The organism is Streptomyces sp. SP17BM10 (genome assembly GCF_036322405.1).
Taxonomy (GTDB): Bacteria; Actinomycetota; Actinomycetes; order Streptomycetales; family Streptomycetaceae; genus Kitasatospora.
On record NZ_JAQYXB010000588.1, the window covers coordinates 55,662 to 79,427 of the forward strand.

18 protein-coding genes are annotated in these 23,766 nt (G+C 74.6%); 9 read left to right on the forward strand and 9 right to left on the reverse strand.

The window, feature by feature from the left end; genetic code table 11:
- The first annotated feature begins 414 nt into the window (after positions 1-414).
- The 4 genes from PUR71_RS19095 to PUR71_RS19110 all read left to right on the forward strand — a co-directional run bounded on the left by PUR71_RS19095 (position 415) and on the right by PUR71_RS19110 (position 5,874).
- Positions 415-2,637, forward strand: coding sequence for an MMPL family transporter (locus PUR71_RS19095; protein ID WP_329928443.1), 2,223 nt, complete (start codon positions 415-417; stop codon positions 2,635-2,637).
- A 113-nt stretch (positions 2,638-2,750) separates the two neighbouring features.
- Positions 2,751-3,644, forward strand: a complete 894-nt coding sequence (locus tag PUR71_RS19100) for an aminoglycoside phosphotransferase family protein (protein WP_329928244.1) — start codon at positions 2,751-2,753, stop codon at positions 3,642-3,644.
- Positions 3,645-3,830: 186 nt separating this feature from the next.
- Complete coding sequence (locus tag PUR71_RS19105; RefSeq protein WP_329928245.1) at positions 3,831-4,859, forward strand: polysaccharide deacetylase family protein; 1,029 nt, start codon at positions 3,831-3,833, stop codon at positions 4,857-4,859.
- 52 nt (positions 4,860-4,911) lie between these two features.
- On the forward strand, positions 4,912-5,874 hold the full coding sequence (locus PUR71_RS19110) for a hypothetical protein (RefSeq protein ID WP_329928246.1): 963 nt from the start codon (positions 4,912-4,914) through the stop codon (positions 5,872-5,874).
- A 1-nt stretch (position 5,875) separates the two neighbouring features.
- Here the strand turns inward: PUR71_RS19110 and PUR71_RS19115 are convergent, their stop codons facing one another.
- From PUR71_RS19115 to PUR71_RS19140, 6 genes are all read right to left on the reverse strand, one after another.
- The gene (locus tag PUR71_RS19115) at positions 5,876-6,343 is read right to left on the reverse strand and encodes a GNAT family N-acetyltransferase (RefSeq protein WP_329928247.1); all 468 of its coding nucleotides are present in this window, start codon (positions 6,341-6,343) and stop codon (positions 5,876-5,878) included.
- Positions 6,344-6,372: 29 nt separating this feature from the next.
- Positions 6,373-7,074 (reverse strand): exonuclease domain-containing protein, encoded by a 702-nt coding sequence (locus PUR71_RS19120; protein ID WP_329928248.1) that lies wholly within the window; start codon positions 7,072-7,074, stop codon positions 6,373-6,375.
- A gap of 197 nt (positions 7,075-7,271) precedes the next feature.
- Positions 7,272-9,209 carry an ABC transporter permease gene (locus PUR71_RS19125; RefSeq protein ID WP_329928249.1) on the reverse strand — a complete coding sequence of 646 codons (1,938 nt, stop codon included), beginning with the start codon at positions 9,207-9,209 and terminating at the stop codon, positions 7,272-7,274.
- 141 nt (positions 9,210-9,350) lie between these two features.
- A complete protein-coding gene (locus tag PUR71_RS19130) occupies positions 9,351-10,094 on the reverse strand; it encodes an ABC transporter ATP-binding protein (protein WP_329928250.1) in 744 nt (247 codons plus the stop codon).
- Between the two features lie 43 nt (positions 10,095-10,137).
- The gene (locus tag PUR71_RS19135) at positions 10,138-10,614 is read right to left on the reverse strand and encodes a GNAT family N-acetyltransferase (RefSeq protein WP_329928251.1); all 477 of its coding nucleotides are present in this window, start codon (positions 10,612-10,614) and stop codon (positions 10,138-10,140) included.
- Between the two features lie 56 nt (positions 10,615-10,670).
- Entirely contained in the window at positions 10,671-11,942 is a 1,272-nt protein-coding gene (locus tag PUR71_RS19140; protein ID WP_329928252.1) for an SAV2148 family HEPN domain-containing protein, read from the reverse strand.
- Positions 11,943-12,389: 447 nt separating this feature from the next.
- On the opposite strand from PUR71_RS19140, the gene glgX reads away from it, so the two are divergent.
- The 3 genes from glgX (at position 12,390) to treZ (ending at position 18,826) form a co-directional block, all read left to right on the forward strand.
- Positions 12,390-14,543, forward strand: a complete 2,154-nt coding sequence (gene glgX / locus PUR71_RS19145; RefSeq protein ID WP_329928253.1) for a glycogen debranching protein GlgX — start codon at positions 12,390-12,392, stop codon at positions 14,541-14,543.
- 72 nt (positions 14,544-14,615) lie between these two features.
- The gene (treY, locus tag PUR71_RS19150; RefSeq protein ID WP_329928254.1) at positions 14,616-17,078 is read left to right on the forward strand and encodes a malto-oligosyltrehalose synthase; all 2,463 of its coding nucleotides are present in this window, start codon (positions 14,616-14,618) and stop codon (positions 17,076-17,078) included.
- On the forward strand, positions 17,075-18,826 hold the full coding sequence (gene treZ / locus PUR71_RS19155) for a malto-oligosyltrehalose trehalohydrolase (protein WP_329928255.1): 1,752 nt from the start codon (positions 17,075-17,077) through the stop codon (positions 18,824-18,826). The genes treY and treZ overlap by 4 nt, the downstream gene beginning before the upstream one ends.
- A gap of 10 nt (positions 18,827-18,836) precedes the next feature.
- Here the strand turns inward: treZ and PUR71_RS19160 are convergent, their stop codons facing one another.
- Together PUR71_RS19160 and PUR71_RS19165 are read right to left on the reverse strand one after the other, a co-directional pair.
- Positions 18,837-19,730 carry a transketolase family protein gene (locus PUR71_RS19160; RefSeq protein WP_329928256.1) on the reverse strand — a complete coding sequence of 298 codons (894 nt, stop codon included), beginning with the start codon at positions 19,728-19,730 and terminating at the stop codon, positions 18,837-18,839.
- Between the two features lie 57 nt (positions 19,731-19,787).
- A complete protein-coding gene (locus PUR71_RS19165) occupies positions 19,788-20,489 on the reverse strand; it encodes a transketolase (protein WP_329928257.1) in 702 nt (233 codons plus the stop codon).
- 310 nt (positions 20,490-20,799) lie between these two features.
- Here PUR71_RS19165 and soxR point away from each other — a divergent pair, with 310 nt between their 5' ends.
- Positions 20,800-21,303 carry a redox-sensitive transcriptional activator SoxR gene (gene soxR, locus PUR71_RS19175; protein WP_329928258.1) on the forward strand — a complete coding sequence of 168 codons (504 nt, stop codon included), beginning with the start codon at positions 20,800-20,802 and terminating at the stop codon, positions 21,301-21,303.
- Between the two features lie 10 nt (positions 21,304-21,313).
- On the opposite strand, the gene PUR71_RS19180 is transcribed toward soxR, so the two are convergent.
- Positions 21,314-21,820 carry a GNAT family N-acetyltransferase gene (locus PUR71_RS19180; RefSeq protein ID WP_329928259.1) on the reverse strand — a complete coding sequence of 169 codons (507 nt, stop codon included), beginning with the start codon at positions 21,818-21,820 and terminating at the stop codon, positions 21,314-21,316.
- Between the two features lie 321 nt (positions 21,821-22,141).
- Between PUR71_RS19180 and PUR71_RS19190 the strand changes: the two genes are divergently transcribed.
- Complete coding sequence (locus PUR71_RS19190; protein ID WP_329928444.1) at positions 22,142-23,401, forward strand: alpha/beta hydrolase; 1,260 nt, start codon at positions 22,142-22,144, stop codon at positions 23,399-23,401.
- The last annotated feature ends 365 nt before the right edge of the window (positions 23,402-23,766 follow it).

Here is a 23,766-nt window from a genome sequence, read left to right on the forward strand (position 1 = left end):
GGTAAGTTGGACTGGGGACTCATCCTACGAGTACTTGCTTGCCGCCCGGCAAGGAGCCCCCGTAAGCCAACCCCCGTTGAGGCCCCCCGTGTCCGCGGCCCCGCACCAGTCTCGCCCGTCCGCATACCCCTCGACCTCGTGCTCCGGGTGGAGACCGCTCCCCCTCAGGGTGGAGCCTGCTCCCACCCCCGGGGAGGAGGGATCGGGGTCGGAAGGTAGGGAAAACCCCACCCCGGCCCCGAGGCGGGCCCCAGGGCCGGGTAGCCCGCCAGCCGGATTACGGCCCGACTCGCCCTTCCCTACCGTCGTTCACGACGCCGGGACGCACCCCGGCGCCCGGCGGCCGGGGCCGCCGCCCACCCGGCGCACGACCGCCGCTCTCCCAGGGGGAAGTCCGTGAAGACCAGGCTCGGCATGGCCGCCGCGATGGGCGCCTGGAGCGCCCGGCACAGGAAGACCGCCGTCTTCGGCTGGCTGCTGTTCGTCGTCCTCGCCGCCGTGCTCGGCGGGATGCACGGCAGCACGAAGGTGGCCCGCGACGAGTCGGTGCCCGGGGAGGTGTCCCGGGCCGCGCGGATCCTCGACGAGGCGGGCCTCAAGTCCCCGGCCGGCGAGACCGTCCTGGTCCAGAGCCCGGAACTGTCCGCCGACGCACCGGCGTTCCGGGCCGCCGTCGCCCAGGTGATCGCCGCGGTCGAGGGCACCGGCAAGGCCGCGTCCGTCCGCTCGCCCTACGACAGCAAGGCGATCTCCGCGGACGGCCACGGCGTGCTCGTCCAGCTGACGCTCAAGGGCGACGGTGACGACGCCGTCGCGAACGTCCCGGCCGTCATGGACGCGGTGGCCGGGGTGCAGAAGCAGCACCCCGAACTGACCGTCGTCGAACTGGGCGAGGCGAGCTCCGGCAAGTGGATCCAGGACCAGTTCGCCGACGACTTCTCCCGTGCCGAGTGGACGGCCGTCCCGCTCGCCCTCGGCATCCTGCTGGTCGCCTTCGGCGCACTGGTCGCCGCCGTCCTGCCGGTCGTGCTCGCGCTCACCGCGTTCGTCGCCGCCGGCGGCCTGGTCGCCCTCGGCAGCGGGCTGCTGCACACCAGCGACGACGCGAGCTCGGTGATGCTGCTGGTCGGCCTCGCCGTCGGCGTCGACTACTGCCTGTTCTACCTGCGCCGCGAGCGCGAGGAACGGGCCGCCGGACGCGACCTCGCGGGCGCGCTCGCCGTCGCCGCCGCCACCAGCGGCCGGGCCGTGCTGGTCTCCGGCGTCACCGTCGTCGTCGCCATGGCCGGCATGTTCCTCACAGGCATCGCCGACTTCCGGGCCATGGCCTTCGGCACCATCGTCGTCGTGGTCACCGCCGTGCTCGGCTCGCTCACCGTGCTGCCCGCGCTGCTGTCGATGCTCGGGGACCGCGTCGCCAAGGGCCGGGTGCCGTTGCTCGGCAAACCGCGCCGGCCGGACGCCGCCACCACGGGGGGCCGTTTCTGGAACGCCGTCCTCACGCCCGTGCTGCGCCGGCCGCTGGCCGCCACCCTGCTCGCCGGGGCGTTCCTGCTCGGGCTCGCCGCGCCGCTGCTCACCATGCACACCGCCAACCTGACCTTCCAGCAGCAACTGCCGCGCGGCAACGCCCTCGTGACCGCCTCGCAGAAGATCGAGGCCGCCTTCCCCGGCAGCCCGGCCCCCGCCACCGTCGTCATCAAGGCCACCGACATCACCTCGCCCGCCATGACCGCCGCGATCGCCGACCTCAAGGCCCGCGCCCTGGCCAGCGGCCGGATGCACGGTCCGGTGGACGTCACCGTGCACCGCGAGCAGAACGTCGCCACCGTCGACATCCCCCTCGACGGCAGCGGCAACGACGCCACCAGCAACGCCGCGCTCAGGGCCCTGCGCGAGGACCTCGTGCCCGCCACCGTCCTCAAGGTGCCCGGCACCGAGGCGCCCGTCACCGGGCAGACCGCCGGCTCGCACGACTTCAACGCGAAGATGACCGGCGCGCTGCCCGCCGTGTTCGGATTCGTCGTCGCCTTCGCCTTCCTCCTGATGCTCACCTCCTTCCGCTCGCTGGCCGTCGCCGCCACCGCCGTCGTGCTCAACCTGCTCTCGGTGGGCGCCGCGTACGGGGTGCTGACGCTGGTCTTCCAGCACGGCGTCGGCGCCTCGCTGCTCGGCACCGCCGGGGTCGGGGCGGTGGAGTCCTGGGTGCCGCTGTTCCTGTTCGTGATCCTCTTCGGCCTCTCGATGGACTACCACGTCTTCGTGGTCTCCCGGATCAAGGAGGGCCGCGACCGCGGCCTGTCGACCCGCGCCGCGATCGCCCACGGCATCCGCTCCACGGCCGGGGTGGTCACCAGCGCCGCGGTGATCATGGTGGCGGTGTTCGCGGTCTTCGGCACCCTCTCGATGCAGGCGATGAAGCAGATGGGCGTCGGCCTCGCCGTCGCCGTCCTGATCGACGCCACCGTGATCCGCGCGGTCCTGCTGCCCGCCGTGATGACCCTGCTCGGCGAGCGCAACTGGTACCTGCCGCGTTGGCTCCACCGACTGCCGGACCTCTCGCACGGCGAGCCCTTCCCGCCCGTCGCCACCGCCCCGCACGCGCCCGCGCCGCGGCGCCACCGGGTCGAGGTCTGACCCGCCGCAGGACCGGCGCCGGGCTCCGCATCGCGCGGGGCCCGGCGCCCGTGCGTCATGATGATCACCGTCCGGAGGCCTCCGGACGAACGCCGGCGGAACGGAGCCAGGTCATGACCCCCTTCGACGAGGGCCGCGCCCGGCTCCTGCTCGCCGCCGCCTGCGCCGCGGCCGGCCTGCCGGACCCGAGCGGCGCGCGACTGCTCGCGCTCGGCGAGAACGCCGTCTTCGACCTGGGCGAACCCGCCGTCGTCGCCAAGGTCGGCCGCGGCCCCGGACTGCGGGAGCGGGCGCGGCGCGAACTCGCCGTCGCGACCTGGCTCGAGGGGCAGGGCGTCCCGGTGGTCCGTCCGTACGACGCCGTCGCGCCCGGACCGCAGCTCGCCGACGGACACCCCGTCACCTTCTGGCACCGGCTCGCCCCCGCCGTCCGCCCCGCCCGGCCCGCCGACCTCGCCCCGCTGCTGCGCGACCTGCACCGGCTGCCGCTGCCGCCCTTCCCGCTGGCCCGGCGCGACCTCCTCGCCCCCGTCGAGCGCTGGCTGGCCTCCGCCGAGGGGCACGTCGACCCGGCCGACGTCGCCTTCCTGCGCCACCGCCGGGACGCCTTCGCCGCCGCCCTGCCCGACCTCACCCCGCATCTGGAACCCGGACTGATCCACGGCGACGCGCTGCCGCGCAACGTCCACGTCGGCCCGCGGGGGCCCGTCCTGCTCGACCTGGAGAACGTCTCGCGGGACCTGCGCGAGCACGACCTCGTGGTGCTCGCCCTCAGCCACGACCGGTACGGCGTGCCGGGCGAGGACTACCTCGCGTTCACCGCGGCGTACGGGTGGGACGTGCGCGACTGGCCGGGGTTCGCGGTGCTGCGCGGCGCCCGGGAGACGGCCAGCGCCTCGTGGGTGGCGCAGCAGGCGGCGGGCAACCCGGCCGCGCTGGCGGAGTTCCGGCGGCGGGTCGACTCGCTGCGCGACGGGGCGACGGAGGTGCGCTGGTACCCGTTCTGAGGGGCGCGGGAGAGGCGGACGGGATAGCCGTGGCGGCGGCCGGACGCCAACCCGGGCGGCTGTGAGAAGACTCCTACGCCCGAGCGGTCCGGTGCGCAACCGGGGCAACTACGATCGGCGTCCTATCGGACAGTCATCCTGACCGAGAGCATCGGCACCCGCCCCCAGTTCCCAGGAGCCGCCGCCATGTCCCAGCCCGCCGCCCGCCGGCCCGCCTCCCCGAACCGCTCGGCCCGCCTCCGCCGCCAGCTGATCATGGGCAGTGCCGCCGTCGTCGCCGCGCTGGGCCTCGCCGCGTGCGGGACGGCCAGCGGGGCCCTCCAGCCGGGCGCCTCGCCGTCCGCGCAGGGCACGATCACGATCTCGCCGACCACCGCCCCGGCGCCGACCACCCCGGGCACGCCCGGCTCGGACGCGCCCGGCTCGGACGGCGTGCCCGTCACGGCGGCCGCGGCAAGCCCGGCCGCGCCGCCGGTCACCCCGCGCACGCCGAGGACGCCGGGCAACACCCCCGGGACGAGCCCGTCCACCGCGAACACTTCCACCGCGAACACTTCCACCTCGAGCCCTTCCACCGCCGCCGGCGCCCCGGCCGCGCCCGCCGCGCCGATCTCGGCGACCACCGTGATCGGCTCGACCGCCTCCGGCGGGCGGACCGTCGCCCTCACCTTCGACGACGGCCCCGGCCCGGCCACCCCGCAGATCCTCGACCTGCTCGCCCAGTACAACGTCAAGGCCACGTTCTGCGAGATCGGCCAGAACGCCGCCGCCAACCCGGCCATGGTCAAGAAGGTCCTCGCGGCCGGGCACCGGCTGTGCGACCACAGCGTCCACCACCCGCAGCCGTTCCAGAAGCTGCCGCACGACAAGGCCGTGGCCGAGATCGCCGGCGCGAAGGACATGATCGTGAAGGCCGGCGGCCCCGGCACCCAGGTCACCTGGTTCCGCGCGCCCGGCGGCGGCTTCAACGCCGACAACGAACACATCGCGGCGGGCCTCGGCATGAAGTCCCTCGGCTGGTCGGTCGACCCGCGCGACTGGTCCCGCCCGGGCGTGCCGGCGATCGTCTCCACCGTGCAGGGCCAGCTCCGGCCCGGCGGCGTGATCCTCATGCACGACGGCGGCGGCGACCGCAGCCAGACCGTGGCCGCGCTCAAGCAGCTGCTGCCGTGGCTGGTCGCCCAGGGCTACACCTTCGACTTCCCGGCGGCATAGGGCCCGACCGTAGCGGACGGCGGCCCGGGCGCCGTCCGCTACGGTGAGCCGCGTGACGGACCCCACCCCCGCCGGCCTGGTCGACGCCGTGCCCGCCCTCGCGCCCTACCTGCGACCGGCCACCCTGCTGCACCCCGAGGCCGGAACGCCCACCGCCCAAGGGAGCTCACTCGGCGGCCCGGCGTTCTGGCCCGACGGCGCGCCCTGGCCGCACTGCACCGCCACGCACCTCGACGACGCCCACGAGGACGTGCCCCCGCGTGACCGCGAGATCATGACGGCGATCGACCTCGCCGTGCGCGAGCGCGCCCGCGAGCACGGCGGCGCCCACACCCTCACCGAGGACGAACTCGCCGAGACCCGGCGGATCATGGCCGGCGCCGACTCGCTCGACCACGTCAACTGGCGCACCCACCGCACCGTCGCCGAACCGCCCGCCGACGCCGTCGCCCTCGTCCCGCTCCTGCGCGTGCGCGCCGCCGACGCACCCCACCTGCCCTGGCCCGACGGCACCGACGTCCTCCAGGCGCTCTGGTGCCCCAACGACCACGACGACATCCAGGGCGAGCGCTACTACTACGGTCCCGCCGTCGAACTCCACTGGCAGCGCGCCGCCGACCTCGCGCCCCGCACTCCCCCGCCGCCCCGGCGCTCGGACGACGAGTACCTGCCCGAGCCGTGCGTGCTACGCCCCGAGCAGATCCGCGACCTCCCTGACCGCGACGAACTGCCCGGCGAACTCCACGCCTCCGCCGAGGAGTTCGCCGAACGGCACGGCACCGAGTACCACCGTGGCCTGGCCTGCGCCGCCGGCTGGAAGCTCGGCGGCTGGCCGTCCTGGCGCTCCACCGACCTGATCCCCGTCGACTGCGGCGCGTGCGGCGCCCGGATGCGGCACCTGCTCACCGTCGAGAGCGGGGACGACCCGGACCTCAGCGTCGGCCGCCACGGCGAACTGCACGTCTTCGTCTGCCCGGAGGACCTCGGCCACCCCGTCGGGCTCGACCTCCAGTAGATCAGCCGACGGCGAGCCGGTAGACCTGCCGGGAGCCGCCCTCGGGCCCCGGCCCCGCCGCCTCGGCCGGCGTGAAGCCCAGCCGTTCGTAGAACTCCCGGGCTCCGGCGCGGACCGCCCCCGGGTGGTCCGCGCCGAACGTCACCACCTCGGCGGTCGCCGGGCGGGCCAGGACCTGCCGGCGCAACACGTCCTCGACCAGCGCCCGGCCCACGCCCGCCCCCCGGGCCCGTTCGGCGACCACCAGCCAGTGCAGGTGGTGCACCGGCGGCTCACCACCGAACAGCAGACCGCCCAGCAGGCCGCCGTCGGCGCCGTCCACCACCGTGGCGCGCCCGCGGTCGATGCCGCGGACGACGGCCCGGCGGAACCCGGGGTCGTCCACCACCGGCCCGAACCCGTGCTCGACCTCGGTGGCGAGGGCGAGGAAACCGGGCGGGTCGGCGGGTCGGGCGGGTCTGGTGATCACCCGAGGAGTGTGGCAGGACGCGCCGGCCGCTAGCGCAACGGCCAGCGGGGGTCCACGACGGCCTGCGGGTCCTTGCCGCGGCGCAGCCAGGCCTGGAGGCCCTCGGCCCACTCCCGGTACCAGTGCACCTGACGCTCGTGCAGGTCGGCCGGGGCCACGTCGCCGACCTCGGCGCGGTAGCGCTCGGCGAGGGCGACGGCGACCCGGACGGCGGCCAGGGCGTCGCTGCCGGCCTCGTGGGCGTCGGTCAGCTCGACGCCGTACACCTCACAGACGCGCTGCAGGGTGCGGGAGCCCTTGCGGTACTTGTCCACCGCCCGGTCGATCACCAGCGCGTCCAGCACCGGCCCGACCGGACGGCCGAGGCGCTCGGCGAGCGTCGCCAGCCCGTGCCGGCGCAGCTCGGCGTCGAGGAGGGAGAGGTCGAAGGGCGCGTTGAACCCGACCACCGGCCGCCCCGCCGCGAGCCGCTCGCAGAGCGCCCCGGCTATCTCCTCCACCGCCTCCTTGGCCGGCCGCCCCTTGCGCCGGGCGACCTCGTCCCCGATCCCGTGGATCGCCTCCGCCTCGGCGGGAATCGGCACCCCGGGATCGAGCAGCCAGCCGGCGACCCCCACCCGGCGGCTCCCGACCGTGTCCACGAGCGCGGCCGTGACGATGCGGTCCACGGCCGGGTCGGTGCCCGTGGTCTCCAGGTCGAAGCCGACCAGTGGCTGCTGCCACCAACTCATGCGCCCGCCCCGCTTCGCTCGACAGGGGCAGTCGCCCGCGCGCACCCCTCAACGACTCGCTCGCTCCGCGCGCTCATACGCCCGCCTCGCTTCGTTCCCTCATGGGGTGCGTCCTTCCGTCCTGCTGCGCGAAACAGCCCCTATCATGACCCGCCCCACCGACAACCCGGCCGCGGGGGCGGTCGGAGGTCCACGTCCTACCTGGCCGGGCGGGTGAGGGCGAGGCGGCTGGGGATCACGCTGGACAGGACGGCGAGGGCCAGGCAGACGGCGGATGCTGCCGCGAGCGGGGTCCACGGGAGCCGGTAGGCGATCTCGGTCTGGCCGGCCAGGATGCGGTGGTCGATCAGGGCCGTCGCGCCCCACTGGGTGAGCGCGGTGACGGCCAGGGCGAGGACGGCGGCGGTGGCCACGACGAGGACGGCCTCCAGGGCGACCATCGACAGCACCTGCCGGCGCACCGTCCCGGCGAGGCGCAGGACGGCGAAGTCGCGGCGGCGGTCGGCGGCCGACATCACCATGGTGTTGACGATGGCGATGAGCGCGTAGAGCAGGGCCGGGCCGAGGATCGTGCTGGTGGCGATCCACGCGTAGTGGGCGCCGGGGTCGGGGCCGGGGTCGCGGGCGTCGGTGAGCGTGCCGCCGAAGGTCGCGGCCGGCGCCTCGGAGAGGTGGACGGCCCCGGGGCGGGCGCCGGCCAGGTGCGGGGTGACGGCGTCGCCGCTGAGCAGCACCTCGTCGAGGCCCAGCTGGGTGCGGTAGACGAGGGCGAGCCGCAGGCTGGTGACGGTGCCGTCGGCGAGCCGCAGGTCGACCTGGTCGCCGAGCTTCCAGCCGTGGCCGCGCACTTGGTGGACGGAGGCGGCGAGGGTGGCGCCGTGCAGGTCGGCGGCGCTGCCCTCGACGGCGGGCAGGGTCCACGCGGTGGCGAGGTCGCCGGTGACGACGGTGGCGGCGGACGGCACGGAGGCGGCCGAGTCCTCGCCGTGGTCGGCGAAGGACGCGGTGTCGGCACCGAGGCCGGTGATCACGGTGGGAGTCGTGGCGGTGGCGCGCAGCCCGGGCCGGTCGGCGGTGAGCCGGGCGAGGGTGTCGACGGGCAGCGGCACGGCGCCGGGGCGCAGCACGTAGTGGGCCGCCGCGGTGGCCCGGCCCTGGGCGGTCATGGCGTCGGCGAAGGCGGCGGTGGCGCCGACGGCGGTGCCGGTGAGCGCGATGGTGAGGAAGGCGGGGGTGGCGGTGGAGACGGTGCGGCGGACGGCGGTGAGCGCGTTCTGCCGGGCGAGCAGGGGTGCGGCGGCGACGGTCCAGCGGAGCGGGGCGCTGAAGGCGCGGACGAGCGGCGGGACGAGCAGCGGTGCGAACAGGGCGAGCGCGGCGATCGTCATGAGGTCGGCGGCCATGACCCACTGGGAGGCGAGCTGCGGGTCGTCGGGCTGGTCGCCGGGGGCGGGCGGCATGCTCGGGGCCGCGAGGTAGTAGCCCACCGCCCCTACCAGGGCGAGGAGTTGGGCGCCGGCGCAGGTCCACCGCAGCGGCGTCATGACCTTGCGGTCGACGGCGGCGTCGCCGAGCGCCTCGACGGCGCGGACCCGCCCGGCCCGCAGCGCGGCGCTGACGGCGCCGAGGAGGGCGACGAGCAGGCCCACGGCGGCGGCGACGAGCATCGGGGTGAGCGCGGGGTGTGAGGTGAAGCCCTCCTGGGCGGCGCCGCGGGCGATCAGCCAGGCGGCGAGCGCGGGTGCGGCGGGCAGGGAGAGCAGGCAGCCGGAGACGGCGGCGGCGAGGGCGACGGCGGCGGCCTCGCCGGTGATCAGCAGCACGACCTGGCGGGGCGTCGCGCCGACGGCGCGCAGCATCGCGATCTCCTGGCGGCGCTGGGCGACGGCGAAGGCGAAGGTGCCGGCGACGACGAAGACGGCGACGAAGGCGGCCATGCCGGCGGTGAAGGTGAGCACCTTGTGCAGGGAGGGCGCGCCGAGCGGGGAGTCGTCGCCGGCGGTGTCGTCGAGCAGGGTGCCGGTGGTGGCGACGAGGGTGACGCCGAGGGTGAGCGCGACGTAGGAGCCGGCGAAGGCGGCCTTGCGGCGGCGCAGGCCGGCGGTCGCGACGGGCAGGAGGGTCGCCACGCTCATGCGCCCGCCTCGCTTCGCTCGCCAGGGGCATTCACCCACGCGCGCCTCTTGATGATTCGCTCGCTTCCCTCGCTCATGCGCCCGCCTCGCTTCGCTCGCCAGGGGCATTCACCCACGCGCGCCTCTTGATGATTCGCTCGCTCATGCCACCGTCTCCAGGGCCGTCATCCGCTCGGCGACCTGCTGGGCGCTGGGGCGGGCGAGGTCGTCGGCGAGGCGGCCGTCGGCGAGGAAGAGCACGCGGTCGGCGTAGGAGGCGGCGACCGGGTCGTGGGTGACCATGACGGTGCTCTGGCCCTCGCGGTCGACGAGGTCGCGCAGGAGGGCGAGGACGTCGCGGCTGCTGGAGCTGTCGAGGGCGCCGGTGGGCTCGTCGGCGAACAGCACCTGCGGGCGGGCGATGAGGGCGCGGGCGATCGCGACGCGCTGCTGCTGGCCGCCGGAGAGCTGGGAGGGCAGGTGGCCGGTGCGCTGACCGAGGCCGACCTGGTCGAGGGCGCGGTGGACGTCGGCGGGGTCGGGACGGCGCCCGGCGAGGCGCAGCGGCAGGCCGACGTTCTGTTCGGCGGTGAGCGAGCCGACGAGGTTGAAGGCCTGGAAGACGAAGCCGAGCTTCTCGCGGCGCAGGACGGTGAGCTGGGTCTCGGTCAGCGTGGCGAGGTCGGTGCCGTCGAGGGTGACACGGCCGGTGTCGGGCCGGTCGAGGCCGGCGGCGCACTGGAGCAGGGTGCTCTTGCCGGAGCCGGAGGGGCCCATGACGGCGGTGAAGGTGCCGCGCGCGAACTCGACGTCCACCCCCCTGAGCGCGTGGACGGACTCCGGGCCGGTTCCGTAGGTGCGGTGCAGTTGTTCGAGGCGCAGAACGGCCTCATCCCCCGTGATCATCACGGGGGCTATGCCTACCACGTATGCGCCTGCTGTGGCCATCTCAAACGGCGAAACGATCCTGCGGGGTCCGGGGTTCACGAACGAGGAGGACGTCGACCCCGTCCTCCCGTTCGAGGACGAAGCCGTGGCGCTCGTACAGCCGTTGGGCGGCGCTGCCCCGCAGGACGACCAGGCGCACCGGCTCCCCTGCCGCGTCGGCCTCGGCGAGGACGTGGCGCAGCACGGCGGTGCCGATGCCCCGGCCCTGGAGGTGCGGGGAGAGGTAGAACAGCTCCAGGTGGCGCCCGCCCCGCTCGTCGGGCCGGACGCTGAGGGAACCCGCGAAGGCCCCCTCGACCAGCAGGACGGACGTGTGCGCGGTGGAGAAGGCGGCCCGCACCCGTCGGCGGGAGCGCTGCGGGTCCCAGCGGCCGAGGCGTTCCAGGTCGGCGCGCATGACCCGGCCCTTGAGGTCGCAGACGCGTTCGACGTCCTCGGGCCGGGCGGGCTCCAGGGTCCAGTGCGGGAGGCTGTTCACGGCGCGCAGTCTGGCACCGCCGCTCCCGCTCCCACCAGCGGCCCCGATGACGCAGCTCACGACACGGGCCGGGAGTCCCCCCAGACGCCCTCGAACTCCTCGCGGTAGACCTCCAGCAGGCCCGCCTCCGTGCCGCCGGGCTGCTGGCCGGCGCCGCCGCGCAGGACGAGCGCGGGCGACTCCATGCCGCGGGCGCGGCGCAGGTAGGGCTGGACGACGCCGAGGTCACGGCTCGCCCGGCGCCCGCCGCGGCCGTCCGGCCGCGGGCCCTCGACCAGGTAGGCGGTGAAGCGCGGGGTCTCGTCGAAGACCCGGATCTCGAAGCCGCCCGGGTCGCGCAGCCGGGCCCGCACCCGGCGCACGTGCATGATGTTCATCTCGATCGAGCGGGACAACTCACCGCGTCCGATGCCGAGTTCGCGCTCGCGCCGGCGCACGGCGCTGCTCGCCGGGTTGAGGAACAGCAGCCGCATCCGGCAGCCCTCGCCGGCCAGGCGCACCAGGCGCTTGCCGGTGTAGTTCTGGCAGAGCATGCCCAGGCCGATGCCGAGCGCGTCCAGCTTCCGGGCGCCGTCCAGGAGGTCCTCGACGGGCAGGTCGCGCTGCAGCCGGACCCGGTCGGCGTGCACCGCGACGACGTCCGCGTACCGGCCGGCGACCAGCGACTCGACGACGTCCGCGGGCACCCCGCCGGTGCCGCCGTCGAGCAGGGCGAGCAGGCGGGCCGCGGCGCGTTCGGTCTGGGCGAGGACGGTCTGGGTCAGGACGCGGTTGCGGGAGACCACGTGCCGGGCCACCTCCAGCTCGTCCAGGGCGAGTTCGATCTCGCGCCGGTCGGCGAGGTAGGGCTCGAAACACGGCCAGTGCTGGACCATGAGCTCGCGCAGCTGGGGCAGGGTGAGGAAGACCAGCGGGTCGTCGTCGGCGGGGTCGAGCAGGTAGCCCTTGCGGCGGCTGACCTCGCGGACGGCGCCGGCGCGGTGCGCCCACTCCTCGCCCGCCGGTCCGGCGGCGGCGGTGACCCAGTCCTCGCCGTGGGCGGGGGCGTAGACGGGGTACAGGACCTCGTCGACGAGGGAGCGCAGCCGCTGCTCGACCAGGTTGAGCCAGACGTAGGCCCGCCCGGACAGGCGCACGCGCTGGTAGGCGTCCTCCCACTCGGCGCCGGACCAGGCGAGGGCGGGGATCTCCACCGGGCCGCTCTGGGCGGGCACCAGGGAGCGGCCGGTCAGGGTGGGGCGCATGACCACCGTCGGCGCCTCGCTGCGGGCGCCGCCCCGGTCGGGGCCGTCGGGCCCCGCGCCGCGGCCGCCGGCGGGGAACACCATGCGCCACCTCATCTGGTTGTTTCCGCGTACTGCCTTGGGTCCTGCCGGGTCTTCGGCCTGCCGGGATCCCCGCGGACCCGGCCCGCGCCACCGGCCGACCGACCGGCCGGCTGACGGTCCGCCACGAGGGCCGGGGCGGCCCGACGATCAAGGGTACTGCCCGCCGAGAGCCGTCCGCAGCCGGTTGCCCGACGGGGCGCGGAGGCACCAGGGGACCCACCCGCCACAGCGCCGCGCTTAATCGGAGGAATACCGCCCGGACGCCCGTTCGGGCTAACGCCGGGCACGGGTCCCGGCGACCGGGGGAAGGGTCGTGGAGTATGCGGACTGTGCCGTGCGTCACGGCGCGCGAACGCCGCACATGCCCGGCCACACGGCCGGGAAGACAGCCGCTGATCCCTTGGACTGGACGTCAGTCTTCTTTTTGGGCAAGGAAGTTGAGGACTCATGCAGGTCTGGCCCGGCAAGCCCTACCCCCTCGGTGCCACCTACGACGGGGCCGGCACCAACTTCGCGGTGTTCTCCGAGAGCGCCGACCGGATCGAGCTGTGCCTGATCGACGAGGACGGCTCGGAGAGCGCCGTCGAGCTGCGCGAGACGGACGCCTTCGTGCGCCACGCCTACCTCCCGGGCATCCAGCCCGGCCAGCGCTACGGCTTCCGCGTCCACGGACCGTACAACCCCGGCCTCGGCCAGCGGCACAACAGCGCCAAACTGCTCCTGGACCCGTACGCCAAGGCGATGAGCGGGAACATCGACTGGGACGAGTCCGTCTACGGCTACCACTTCGGCGCCCCCGAGCGCCGCAACGACCTCGACTCCGCCCCGCACACGATGCACTCGGTGGTCATCAACCCCTACTTCGACTGGGGCACCGACCACCCGCCGCGCACCGACTACCACCGGACCGTCATCTACGAGGCGCACGTCAAGGGCCTCACCCGCCTGCACCCCGGCATCCCCGAGGAGATCCGCGGCACCTACGCGGGCCTCGCCCACCCGGCGGTGATCGAACACCTCGCCAAGCTCGGCGTCACCGCGATCGAGCTGATGCCGGTGCACCAGTTCGTCCGCGACCACCGGTTGCGCGACCTCGGCCTCGCCAACTACTGGGGCTACAACACGATCGGCTTCTTCGCCCCGCACTCCTCCTACTCCTCCACCGGGGACCGCGGCCAGCAGGTGCAGGAGTTCAAGTCGATGGTCAAGGCGCTGCACGCGGCCGGGATCGAGGTGATCCTGGACGTCGTCTACAACCACACCGCCGAGGGCAACCACCTCGGGCCGACGCTCTCCCTACGCGGCCTGGACAACGTCTCCTACTACCGGCTCGCCCAGGACCAGCGCTTCTACGAGGACACCACCGGCACCGGCAACAGCCTGCTGATGCGCAGCCCGCACGTACTCCAACTGATCATGGACTCGCTGCGCTACTGGGTCACCGAGATGCACGTCGACGGCTTCCGCTTCGACCTCGCCGCCACCCTGGCCCGCCAGTTCCACGAGGTCGACCGGCTCTCCTCCTTCTTCGACCTCGTCCAGCAGGACCCGGTCGTCTCCCAGGCCAAGCTGATCGCCGAGCCCTGGGACCTCGGCGAGGGCGGCTACCAGGTCGGCAACTTCCCGCCGCTGTGGACGGAGTGGAACGGCATGTACCGGGACACCGTGCGCGACCTGTGGCGCGGCGAGACCGCCGCGCTCGCCGAGTTCGGCTCCCGGCTCACCGGCTCCTCCGACCTCTACCAGGACGACGGCCGCCGGCCCATCGCCTCCATCAACTTCGTGACCTGCCACGACGGTTTCACCCTGCGCGACCTCGTCTCCTACAACGAGAAGCACAACGCCGCCAACGGCGAGGACAACCGGGACGGCGAGTCCTTCAACCGCTCCTGGAACTGCGGCGCCGAGGGCCCGAGCGACGACCCGGCCGTCGAGGAGCTCAGAGCCCGCCAGCAGCGCAACTTCATCGCCACCCTCATGCTCTCCCAGGGCGTGCCGATGCTCTCCCACGGCGACGAGCTCGGCCGCACCCAGCAGGGCAACAACAACGCCTACTGCCAGGACAACGAGCTCACCTGGGTGCACTGGCCACAGGAGGACGGGCCACAGGCGCGGCTGCTGGAGTTCACCCAGGGCATGATCTGGCTGCGCCGCGACCACCCGGTGTTCCGCCGCCGCCGCTTCTTCCACGGGCGGCCCGTCTCCGGGCAGTCGGCCGCCGGCCGCGCGGCGGCAGGGCCGGGCGGCCACGACGACCTCACCGACATCGCCTGGTTCACCCCGAGCGGGGAGGAGATGACCAAGCGCAACTGGGGCGCCAGCTACGCCAAGTCGCTCACGGTCTTCCTCAACGGCTACGCGATCTCCGAGCCCGACCGGCGCGGCGGGCGGATCGTCGACGACTCCTTCCTCCTCATGTTCAACGCCCACTTCGAGCCGCTGGAGTTCACCGTCCCCGTCGACCACGGGCAGGAGTGGCAGGTCGTCGTGGACACCGCCCAGCCCCGCCTGCCCGCCCCCGGCACCGGCGCCCGGGTCAAGGCCGGGGACACGCTCTGGCTCACCGACCGCTCGCTCATGGTGCTCCAGCGCCCGGCGTGAAACCGCGGGCGGTCACCTGTTCGGATCAGCAACGGGTCTTGGCGGCGGGCTCCCCCGGGTACTCATGGAGCTATGACCTCCGCCGCCGAGCCCGCACGGACCCGCCCGGCCGCCAGTGTCCCCCCGTCCTGGGCGCCGACCGCCAGCTACCGCCTCCAGCTCCAGCCCGGCTTCACCCTCCGCGACGCCACCGCCGCCGTCCCCTACCTCGCCGCCCTCGGCGTCTCCCACCTCCACCTCTCCCCGCTCCTGGAGGCCACCCCCGGCTCCACCCACGGCTACGACACCGTCGACCACGGCCGGATCAGCGAACAGCTCGGCGGCGAGGAGGCCCTGCGCGACCTCGCCGCCGCCGCGCACCGGCACGGGCTGCGGCTGCTCGCCGACGTCGTGCCCAACCACATGGCCGTGCCCGTCCCCGAACGGCTCAACCGGCAGCTGTGGGAGGTCCTGCGCGACGGGCCCGACTCCCCGTACGCACGCTGGTTCGACATCGACTGGGCCGCCCAGCCCGGCCCCGCCGACGCCCCCGGACGCGGCCGGGTCCTGCTGCCGCTGCTCGGCGGGCGGCTCGGCGACGAACTCGGCCGGATCACCGTCGACGGCGACGAGCTGCGCTACCACGACCACGTCCTGCCGCTGCGCCCCGGCACCGGACACCTGCCGCTCGGCGAGCTCCTCGCCCGCCAGTGGTACCGCCTCGCGTGGTGGCGCCTGGCCCGCACGGAGCTCAACTACCGGCGCTTCTTCACCGTCAACGAGCTGATAGCCGTGCGGGTCGAGGAGCCCGAGGTCTTCGACGCCACCCACGCCGTGCTGCTGCGCCTGCACGCCGACGGCGTCCTCGACGGCTTCCGGATCGACCACCCCGACGGCCTCGCCGACCCGCGCGGCTACCTGGCCCGCCTCGCCGCGGCCACCGGCGGCGCCTACACCGTCGTCGAGAAGATCCTCACCGGGGACGAGCGGCTGCCCGCCGACTGGCCGTGCGCCGGCACCACCGGGTACGACGCGCTGCGCCGCATCGACGGGGTGCTCACCGACCGCGCCGGCGCGATCCGGCTGGCCGCGGCCTACGACGCCTTCCTGCACGGGCCCGCCGACCACCCCGCCGACGCCGCCGACCCCTGCGGGGACCCTCACCCGGCCGTCGCCGCCGCCCTGCGCGGCCGGGCCGAGATGACCGGACCGCACGGCGAGCTCGCCGCCGAGGTCGACCGGCTGGTCCGGCTGGCGATGCGGATCGGGGCCACCGAGCCCGAGCACGCCGACCACGCGCCCTGGCAGCTGCGCGCCTCGCTGGAGCGGCTCCTCACCGGGTACCCGGTCTACCGGCCTTACGCGCGGCCCGGCGAGGCCGCCGACGACGCGTACCTGCGTTCCGTGCTGGACGACACGGCCGACGCGACGGACCGCCTCGTCGCCGCCCTCGCCCTCGGCGAGCTCGGACGCGCGCCCGCGAAGGACGAGTTCTGCGCACGCTTCGCCCAGACCGCCGCCGCCGTCGCCGCCAAGGGCGTCGAGGACACCGCCTTCTACCGGTGGAACGCCCTGCCCGGCCTCAACGAGGTCGGCGGCGAACCCGCCCGCCCCGGGCTGCACCCCGCGGACTTCCACGACTGGTGCCGGTACCTGGAACGCGCCTGGCCGCACAGCATGACCGCGCTCTCCACCCACGACACCAAGCGCAGCGCCGACGCCCGCGCCCGCCTCGCCGTCCTCGCCGAGCAGCCCGGGGCCTGGGCCGCCGAGGCCGCGGCGTGGTCCGCCGCGGCCGGGCCCGGCGACGACCGGGACGGCGACTGGCTGCTGTGGCACACCCTCGTCGCCGCCTGGCCGATCGACCCGGACCGCCTCGTCGCCGCCCTCCTCAAGGCCGCCCGCGAGGCCAAGCTGCGCACCTCGTGGACGACCCCCGACGCCCGCTTCGAGCAGGCGCTCACCGACCGCGCCCGCGCCGTGTACGACAACCCCGGCCTGCTCCCCCGCATCGAGGGCCAGGTGCGCGCGCTCGCGCCGTACGCGCGCTCCAACACGCTCTCCGCCGCACTGCTGCACCTCACCGTGCCCGGCGTGCCCGACCTCTACCAGGGTGGCGAGGAGCCGCTGTACACCCTCGTCGACCCCGACAACCGCGGCGTCGTCGACCTCGGCGCCCTCGCCGTCCGGCTCACCGACGCCGCCACCCCGCGCCCCGGCGACCTCGCCCGCGAGAAGCTCCACCTCACCACGACGGCCCTGCACCTGCGGCGCTCCCGCCCGCTCGGCCCCTACCGCCCGCTGCCCGCCACCGGCCTCGCCTCCGACCACCTGCTGGCCTTCGCCCGCGGCGACGACGTGATCACCGTCGTCACCCGCCTCCCGTACGGCCTGGAGCACGCCGGCGGCTGGCGGGACACCTTCCTCGACCTGCCCTCGGGCGGCCCGTGGACGGACGCGCTGACCCACCGGACGCACCAGGCCGGACCGGTGCCGGCCGCGGACCTGCTGGCGACGTACCCCGTGGCACTGCTGACCAGGAGGAGCCCGGCGTGAGGCCGTACGAGGTGTGGGCACCGCTCGCCGCAGAGCGGGTCGAGGTCGAGGTCGACGGCGCCCCCTACCCCTTGGACCGCCTCCCGGACCGGGACGGCTGGTGGGGCGGCGAGGCGCCCGAGGGCGACTACGCGTTCCGGCTCGACGGCGGCCCCCCGCTGCCCGACCCGCGCTCGCCCCGACAGCCGTACGGCCCCGACGGACCCAGCCGGGCCGTCGACCACGCCGCGTTCCGCTGGTCGCACACCGGCTGGCGCGGCCGCCCGCTGCCCGGGGCGGTGGTCTACGAGCTGCACGTCGGCACCTTCACCCCCCGCGGCACCTTCGACGGCGCCGCCCAACGCCTCGGTCACCTCGTCGACCTGGGCGTCGACTTCGTCGAGCTGATGCCCGTCTGCCCGTTCCCCGGCAAGCACGGCTGGGGCTACGACGGCGTCTGCCTGTGGGCCGTCCACGAGCCCTACGGCGGACCCGAGGGCCTCAAGCGCTTCGTCGACGCGGCGCACCGCGCGGGCCTCGGAGTGATCCTCGACGTCGTCCACAACCACCTCGGCCCCTCCGGCAACCACCTTCCCGCGTACGGCCCGTACTTCACCGACCGGCACCACACCCCGTGGGGCTCCGCGGTGAACCTCGACGCGCCGGGCTCCGACGAAGTGCGCGGCTACCTGATCGGCAGCGCGCTCTCCTGGCTGCGCGACTACCGCGTCGACGGGCTGCGCCTGGACGCCGTGCACGCCCTCGCGGACGACCGGGCGCTGCACTTCCTGGACGAACTGTCCGAAGAGGTCGGCAAGTTGGCGGCGACCACGAACCGCCCGCTGTTCCTGATCGCCGAGTCCGACCTCAACACCCCGCGCACCACCACCCCCCGCGAGGCCGGCGGTCATGGCCTCGACGCCCAGTGGAGCGACGACTTCCACCACGCCCTGCACACCGCCCTGACCGGCGAATCCCAGGGCTACTACGCCGACTTCGCGCGGGCGCCGCTCGCCGCCGTCGCGAAGACGCTCACCCGCGGGTACTTCCACGACGGCACGTGGTCCGCCTTCCGCGGCCGCAGCCACGGCCGGCCGTTCGCGCCGGCCGCCGCCGGGCACCGCCTGCTCGGCTACCTGCAGACCCACGACCAGATCGGCAACCGGGCGCTCGGCGACCGGATCTCCACCACGCTCACCCCCGGGCGGCTCGCCGCCGGCGCGGCGCTGGTGCTCACCTCGCCGTTCACCCCGATGCTGTTCATGGGCGAGGAGTGGGGCGCCACCACGCCCTGGCAGTACTTCACCGACCACACCGACCCCGGCCTCGCCGAGGCCGTCCGGCAGGGCCGGCGCCGGGAGTTCGCCGAGCACGGCTGGCGCGCGGAGGACGTCCCGGACCCGCAGGAGCCGGCGACCGTGCTGCGCTCGGTGCTCGACTGGACCGAGCCGCGGCGCGGGCCGCACGCCGAACTGCTCGACTGGCACCGGCGGTTGATCCGGCTGCGGCGGGAGCGGCCCGAGCTGGCCGATCCGGACCTGGGGGCGGTGCGGGTCGAATTCGACGAGGCCGCACGGTGGTTGGTCGTCCACCGGGGGCCGTACCGGGTGGCGGTCAACCTCGGGGCCGACGGGGCCGCGCTGCCGCTGGGCGGCCGGGGGCGGGAGGTGGTGGCCGCGTTCGGGCCCGCCGCGCTGGACGGCTCCGCCGCGCCGGACGGTCCGGCGGTGCGGCTGGGCGCGGACGCGGTGGCCATCGTCGCACTGTGACCGGCCGCGGCTACCACAGGAAGGTGGCGATCCGCTCCCGCAGCGAGGCCGCGTCCAGGCCGTAGGCCGCCAGGTGCTCGGGGATCGAGCCGTAGTGCCGGTGCTCCTCGCGCGGCACGCCGAGGCCCAGCACCCGGTGCGGGCGGTCGGCCAGCGCCGCGTGGGCCTCGTTCGCGGACGTCCCGGCCAGGTACGGCTCGACCAGCACGACGTCCGGCCGCTCGCCCAGCGCCGCGCGCAGCCCGGCCGCGTCGAACGGGCGGACGGTGGCGGCGTACAGCACGGTCACGTCCAGGCCCTCGGTGGCCGCCAGCACCGCGTCCAGCATCGGGCCGACGGCGAGGACCACCCCGCCCGAACCCTCGCGCACCGTGGTGAACCGGCCCGGCTCGACGGCCACCGGCGCCTCGTTGCGGTGCGCGGACAGGCGGACGTACACGGTGCTGTCGCCGTCCGCGACGGCGTGGCGCAGCAGCGTCTCGGCCTCGTCCGGGTGACCCGGCACGTGGACGGTCCAGTCCGGCAGGGTGTCCAGCAGCGCGACGTCGCCCGGCGACATGTGGGTGCGGCCGCCGGCCGGCCAGTCGTACGAGCCCGCCGCGCTCACCAGGACCGCCCCGACGCCCTGGTGGACCAGGTCCAGCTTGACCTGCTCGAAGGGGCGCTCGACCAGGAAGCTGGCGAAGGTGTGGGCGATCGGGCGCATCCCGGTCAGCGCCAGGCCGCCGGCCGCGCCGATCAGCAGCTGCTCGCGGATGCCGACGTTGATCACGCGGTCGGGGTGGCGCCCGGCGGCCGGGGCGAAGGAGGCCGCGCTGATGTCGGCGAGCACCAGGGCGACGCGCGGGTCCTGGTCGAGGAGGTCGGTCGTGACGTCGAAGAAGCGCTCGCGCATGGTTTCCATCGGTGAAGTCCCCTCGTTTTCCTGCGAAGTCGGGCTGTTGCGTTCCGGTGGCGGTGCTCAGGAGTCCTTGGGCTCGACGCGGGCCACCACGACCCGCGGGCGGCCCGGGTGCGGGGCGGTGAAGGCGGCGTGCAGCGCCTCGTGGTCGCGGCCGTCGACGGTCTCCGCCGACCAGCCCTCGGCCGCGAACCGGGCCGCGATGCCGCCCTGCCAGCCGTGCGTGGCCGAGGAGTTGTCGATGACCACGGCGTGCAGGCGGTCCAGCCCATACGCGCCGGCGAAGGCCACCGCCTCGTGGTTGGAGCCCTCGTCGAACTCCGCGTCCCCCAGCAGCACCCACACCGCCGGATCGGCCAGCCCCTGGGCGCGCAGCCCGAGCGCCGTGCCGACGGCCAGCGGCAGGCCGTGGCCGAGCGAACCGGAGGCGATCTCGACGCCCGGGATCAGCATGCGGTCCGGGTGGTGGCCGAGCGGCGAGTCGTACGCGCCGAAGCTCGGCAGCACCTCGGGGTCGATGAACCCCTTGGCGGCGAGCACGGCGTAGTACGCCATCGGGCCGTGACCCTTGGAGAGCAGGAAGCGGTCGCGGTCCTGCTCCTCGGCCGTCTCCGGGGTCACCCGCAGGACCCGGTCGTAGAGCACCCAGAGCGCGTCCAGCGTGGAGGTGGCGGCGGGGCCGTGCTTCTCGTCGCCGGTCATCAGGGCCATGAGGGCCGGGAGGTCGCGGAACGTCGAGTTCGTCTGCGTCTTCGTCGTCATGACCACGATGCTGCAACGTGAAGCCAGCTTGAAGTCAAGCGCCCCCCGAAGGTGCCCTCGGCCGACGCTCCGTCGGCTCTCGACCTCCTACGGGCGGCCCTTCGAACCCCGCCTCCTGATGGCGTACACGCTGCTCCCCGTCCACAGCCACCTGCCCTGGTACCTGCGGGAGCTGGAGCCGGCGGGCCGCCCGCTCGGCGACCTCGCCAAGGAGTGTTTCGGCACCCGTTGACCAGCAGTACGAGACGCTCCCAGACGTCCCCCTGAGTCCGCTTGAAGCCCGCTTGAAGTCCGCCGCTAGAGTGACCGCATGACCGCAGCGCCCGGCCACGGCCCCACCCGCCACGACCTCCTCACCATCGGCCAGCTCGCCGAACGCAGCGGCCTCGCCACCTCCGCCCTGCGCTACTACGAGAGCCTCGGGCTCATCCACGCCACCCGCACCGCCGGCGGCCAGCGCCGCTACACCCGCGCCACGCTGCGCCGCGTCGCCTTCGTCCGCGCCGCCCAGCGCGTCGGCCTCTCCCTCGAGGAGGTCCGCGTCGCCCTCGACCGCCTCCCCGAGCACCGTGTCCCCACCGGCACCGAGTGGGACGCCGTCGCCACCTCCTGGCAGAGCCGGATCGACGAGCAGATCGCCGAACTGGAGCGCCTCAAGGCCAAGCTCACCGGCTGCATCGGCTGCGGCTGCCTCTCGCTCTCCCGCTGCGCGCTCTACAACGCCGCCGACCGCGCCGCCGCCTCCGGTCCCGGCGCCCGCTACCTCCTGACCCGCGACCCCGGCACCGGCCCGGAGCCGGTCGAGGCTTCCTAGGGCCACGGCCCTAGGGTCGCGGGTCCGTCCGCAGGATGCCGTAGCGCACGACGTCGCGCCAGCCGCCGTCGCGGAAGGTCAGGGCCCGCTGGACGCCCTCGCGCGTGAAGCCGCACTTCTCCAGGGCGCGCTGCTCGGCGACGTTGGTGTCCTCGGTGTCCGCCTCCAGCCGCATCACCGGGGTGTGCGCGAACAGGTAGGCCACGAGCTGCCGTTGGGCCTCCGTGCCGATGCCGCGGCCGCGCGCCTCCGGGAGCAGCTGCACGCCGATGTTCCAGTAGGCCGACGTCGGCCGCAGGCCCGCCTGCCGCCAGGAGACGAATCCCGCGAACGCGCCCCCGGACTCCACCGCGAGCAACGAACGGTGGTCGGCGAGCAGCCCGTCCTCGGCGAACTGCCGGCGGATGGGCCCGAAGTCCCGCCAGCCGTACCACTGGAACTCCCCGAGCGCGTCGGGGTCGTTCGTCATCACGTGGAGGACCGGCAGGTCCGCTTCGGCGATCGGGCGCAGGGTCACCAGTTCTTCGTCCACACCCGTCCGAACGCATGAGCGATCCTGACCGTTCCTCATGTCGCGCGCCCTGAAGCCGAGATGGTCGAGACGGTCCCGCACGCCCGGTACGACCTCGTGCTCGACTCCGGCTGCCTCCACCACCTGCCGCCGCACCGCAGGGTCGGCTACCTCGCCCTGCTCGACCGGGTCCTCGCGCCCGGCGGCCACTTCGTGCTCAGCGCCTTCGCCGCCGGTGCGAGGGGCTCCCAGCCCCCTCCCAGCCGGCAATCAGACGATCACCAGCCTTTAACCGCCCTCTCATGTCCCCGCCCTAGCCTCCGCCGCATGAACGTCTCGCTGCTCGGCGGCTGGTTCCCGTGGACCGTGCAGGCCGTCGCCGTCGTCCTGTTCGTCACCGCGGTCGGCTGGCGGGACCGGACCTGGCGCGTCAAGTGGGGCCCGATCGCCCTGGGGACGGCGGCGGGCCTGACCGCGCTCGCGGCGGCCGGCGTGCTGACCCTGTCCGGCATCACCGACCCGATCCCGTTCGGCGTCTGGCTGTGGAGCGGTGTGGCGGTCGCGGCGTTCAGCGTCCTCGGGTTCGGCTGGCGCGGCGCCCGCTGGTGGCGGCGGGCGCTGGCGCCGCTCGCCGCCTTCCTCGCGCTGTTCGCGGCGGCCAACAGCCTGAACGTGGCCACCGGCTACTACCCGACCATCGGCGACGCGGTCGGCGAGCTGAGCGGCGACCCGCTGCCGGACCAGATCACGCTCGCGCAGCTCGGCTCGATGCACGGGAAGACGAGGACCGGCCGCATCGTCCAGGTCGACATCCCGGACACCGCCAGCGGCTTCGCGCACCGCCAGGAGCTGGTCTACCTGCCGCCCGCCTGGTTCCGCAGCCAGACCCGGCCCAAGCTGCCGGCGCTGGAGATGATCGGCGGCGAGTTCTCGGCGCCGGACAACTGGATCCGCTCCGGCGACGCGGTGAAGACCGCGGACGCGTTCGCCGCCAAGCACAACGGCTTCGCGCCGATCCTCGTCTTCGTGGACGCGACCGGCGGCTTCCGGGTGGACACCGAGTGCGTGGACGGCCCGCACGGCAACTCCGAGAGCCATCTCGTCAAGGACGTCCCGCCGTTCGTCCAGAAGACCTTCAACGCCGCCACCGACCCGCACAAGTGGGGCGTGGCCGGCTGGTCGATGGGCGGCACGTGCGCCTTCGACCTCACCGTCGAACACCCCACGGTCTTCACCCACTTCGGGGACTTCTCGGGCGACAAGGGCCCGTACATCGGCGACAAGGAGCACACCGTCCAGGAGCTCTACGGCGGTGACGCCGCCGCGTGGTCCGCGCACGACCCGGTGACCGTCCTCGCCCACCACCCCAAGTACCAGGGCGTGTCCGGCTACTTCGGCCAGGGCGACGAGGAGCACGGCCAGATCGAGTCGGCCAGGGTGCTGAACGACGCGGCGAAGAAGGACGGCATCCGCACGACGACGGCCGTCGGCTCCGGCAAGCACACCTGGCAGACCGGCGCCGCGACCTTCGCCCAGGCCCTGCCGTGGCTCGCGGCCCAGCTCGGCGTCCCCGGCACCCGCGCGTAGCGGCGCCCGCCCGGGCAGCTGGTCCCCACACGAACTTCGCCGGGGAAACCCTTGACGTCCCCGACCCCGCCCTCCCCTCCCCGCAACGGCCCGTCACCAGGCGGCAGAAGACCCGCCCGGCCGCGACGGGGCGCCGGACGGCGGTGCCCATCGCCGCCCCGCCATGGCTTCTTCCACGGTCGCACACACGTTCGGCACCGGGCGGATGCAACTGCCGGGCAGGCCCGGCTACCAGCCGGTACTCCACTTTGCAAGGGATGGCTCGATAGCACTAGGTTTCGACCGCCGTCGGCGCCGCCCCCGAGCTGAGCACCCCTCAGTCCTCGGTCGGGCACGGTGCCGTCCGGCAGGACGTCCGGGGGAAG

Coding starts and splice junctions, on each gene's coding strand:
- PUR71_RS19095 (WP_329928443.1), top strand. CDS start 415: ATGGCCGCCGCGATGGGCGCCTGGAGCGCCCGGCACAGGAAGACCGCC.
- PUR71_RS19100 (WP_329928244.1), top strand. CDS start 2,751: ATGACCCCCTTCGACGAGGGCCGCGCCCGGCTCCTGCTCGCCGCCGCC.
- PUR71_RS19105 (WP_329928245.1), top strand. CDS start 3,831: ATGTCCCAGCCCGCCGCCCGCCGGCCCGCCTCCCCGAACCGCTCGGCC.
- PUR71_RS19120 (WP_329928248.1), bottom strand. CDS start 7,074: ATGAGTTGGTGGCAGCAGCCACTGGTCGGCTTCGACCTGGAGACCACG.
- PUR71_RS19125 (WP_329928249.1), bottom strand. CDS start 9,209: ATGAGCGTGGCGACCCTCCTGCCCGTCGCGACCGCCGGCCTGCGCCGC.
- PUR71_RS19130 (WP_329928250.1), bottom strand. CDS start 10,094: ATGATCACGGGGGATGAGGCCGTTCTGCGCCTCGAACAACTGCACCGC.
- PUR71_RS19140 (WP_329928252.1), bottom strand. CDS start 11,942: ATGGTGTTCCCCGCCGGCGGCCGCGGCGCGGGGCCCGACGGCCCCGAC.
- glgX (WP_329928253.1), top strand. CDS start 12,390: ATGCAGGTCTGGCCCGGCAAGCCCTACCCCCTCGGTGCCACCTACGAC.
- treY (WP_329928254.1), top strand. CDS start 14,616: ATGACCTCCGCCGCCGAGCCCGCACGGACCCGCCCGGCCGCCAGTGTC.
- PUR71_RS19160 (WP_329928256.1), bottom strand. CDS start 19,730: ATGGAAACCATGCGCGAGCGCTTCTTCGACGTCACGACCGACCTCCTC.
- PUR71_RS19165 (WP_329928257.1), bottom strand. CDS start 20,489: ATGACGACGAAGACGCAGACGAACTCGACGTTCCGCGACCTCCCGGCC.
- soxR (WP_329928258.1), top strand. CDS start 20,800: ATGACCGCAGCGCCCGGCCACGGCCCCACCCGCCACGACCTCCTCACC.
- PUR71_RS19190 (WP_329928444.1), top strand. CDS start 22,142: ATGAACGTCTCGCTGCTCGGCGGCTGGTTCCCGTGGACCGTGCAGGCC.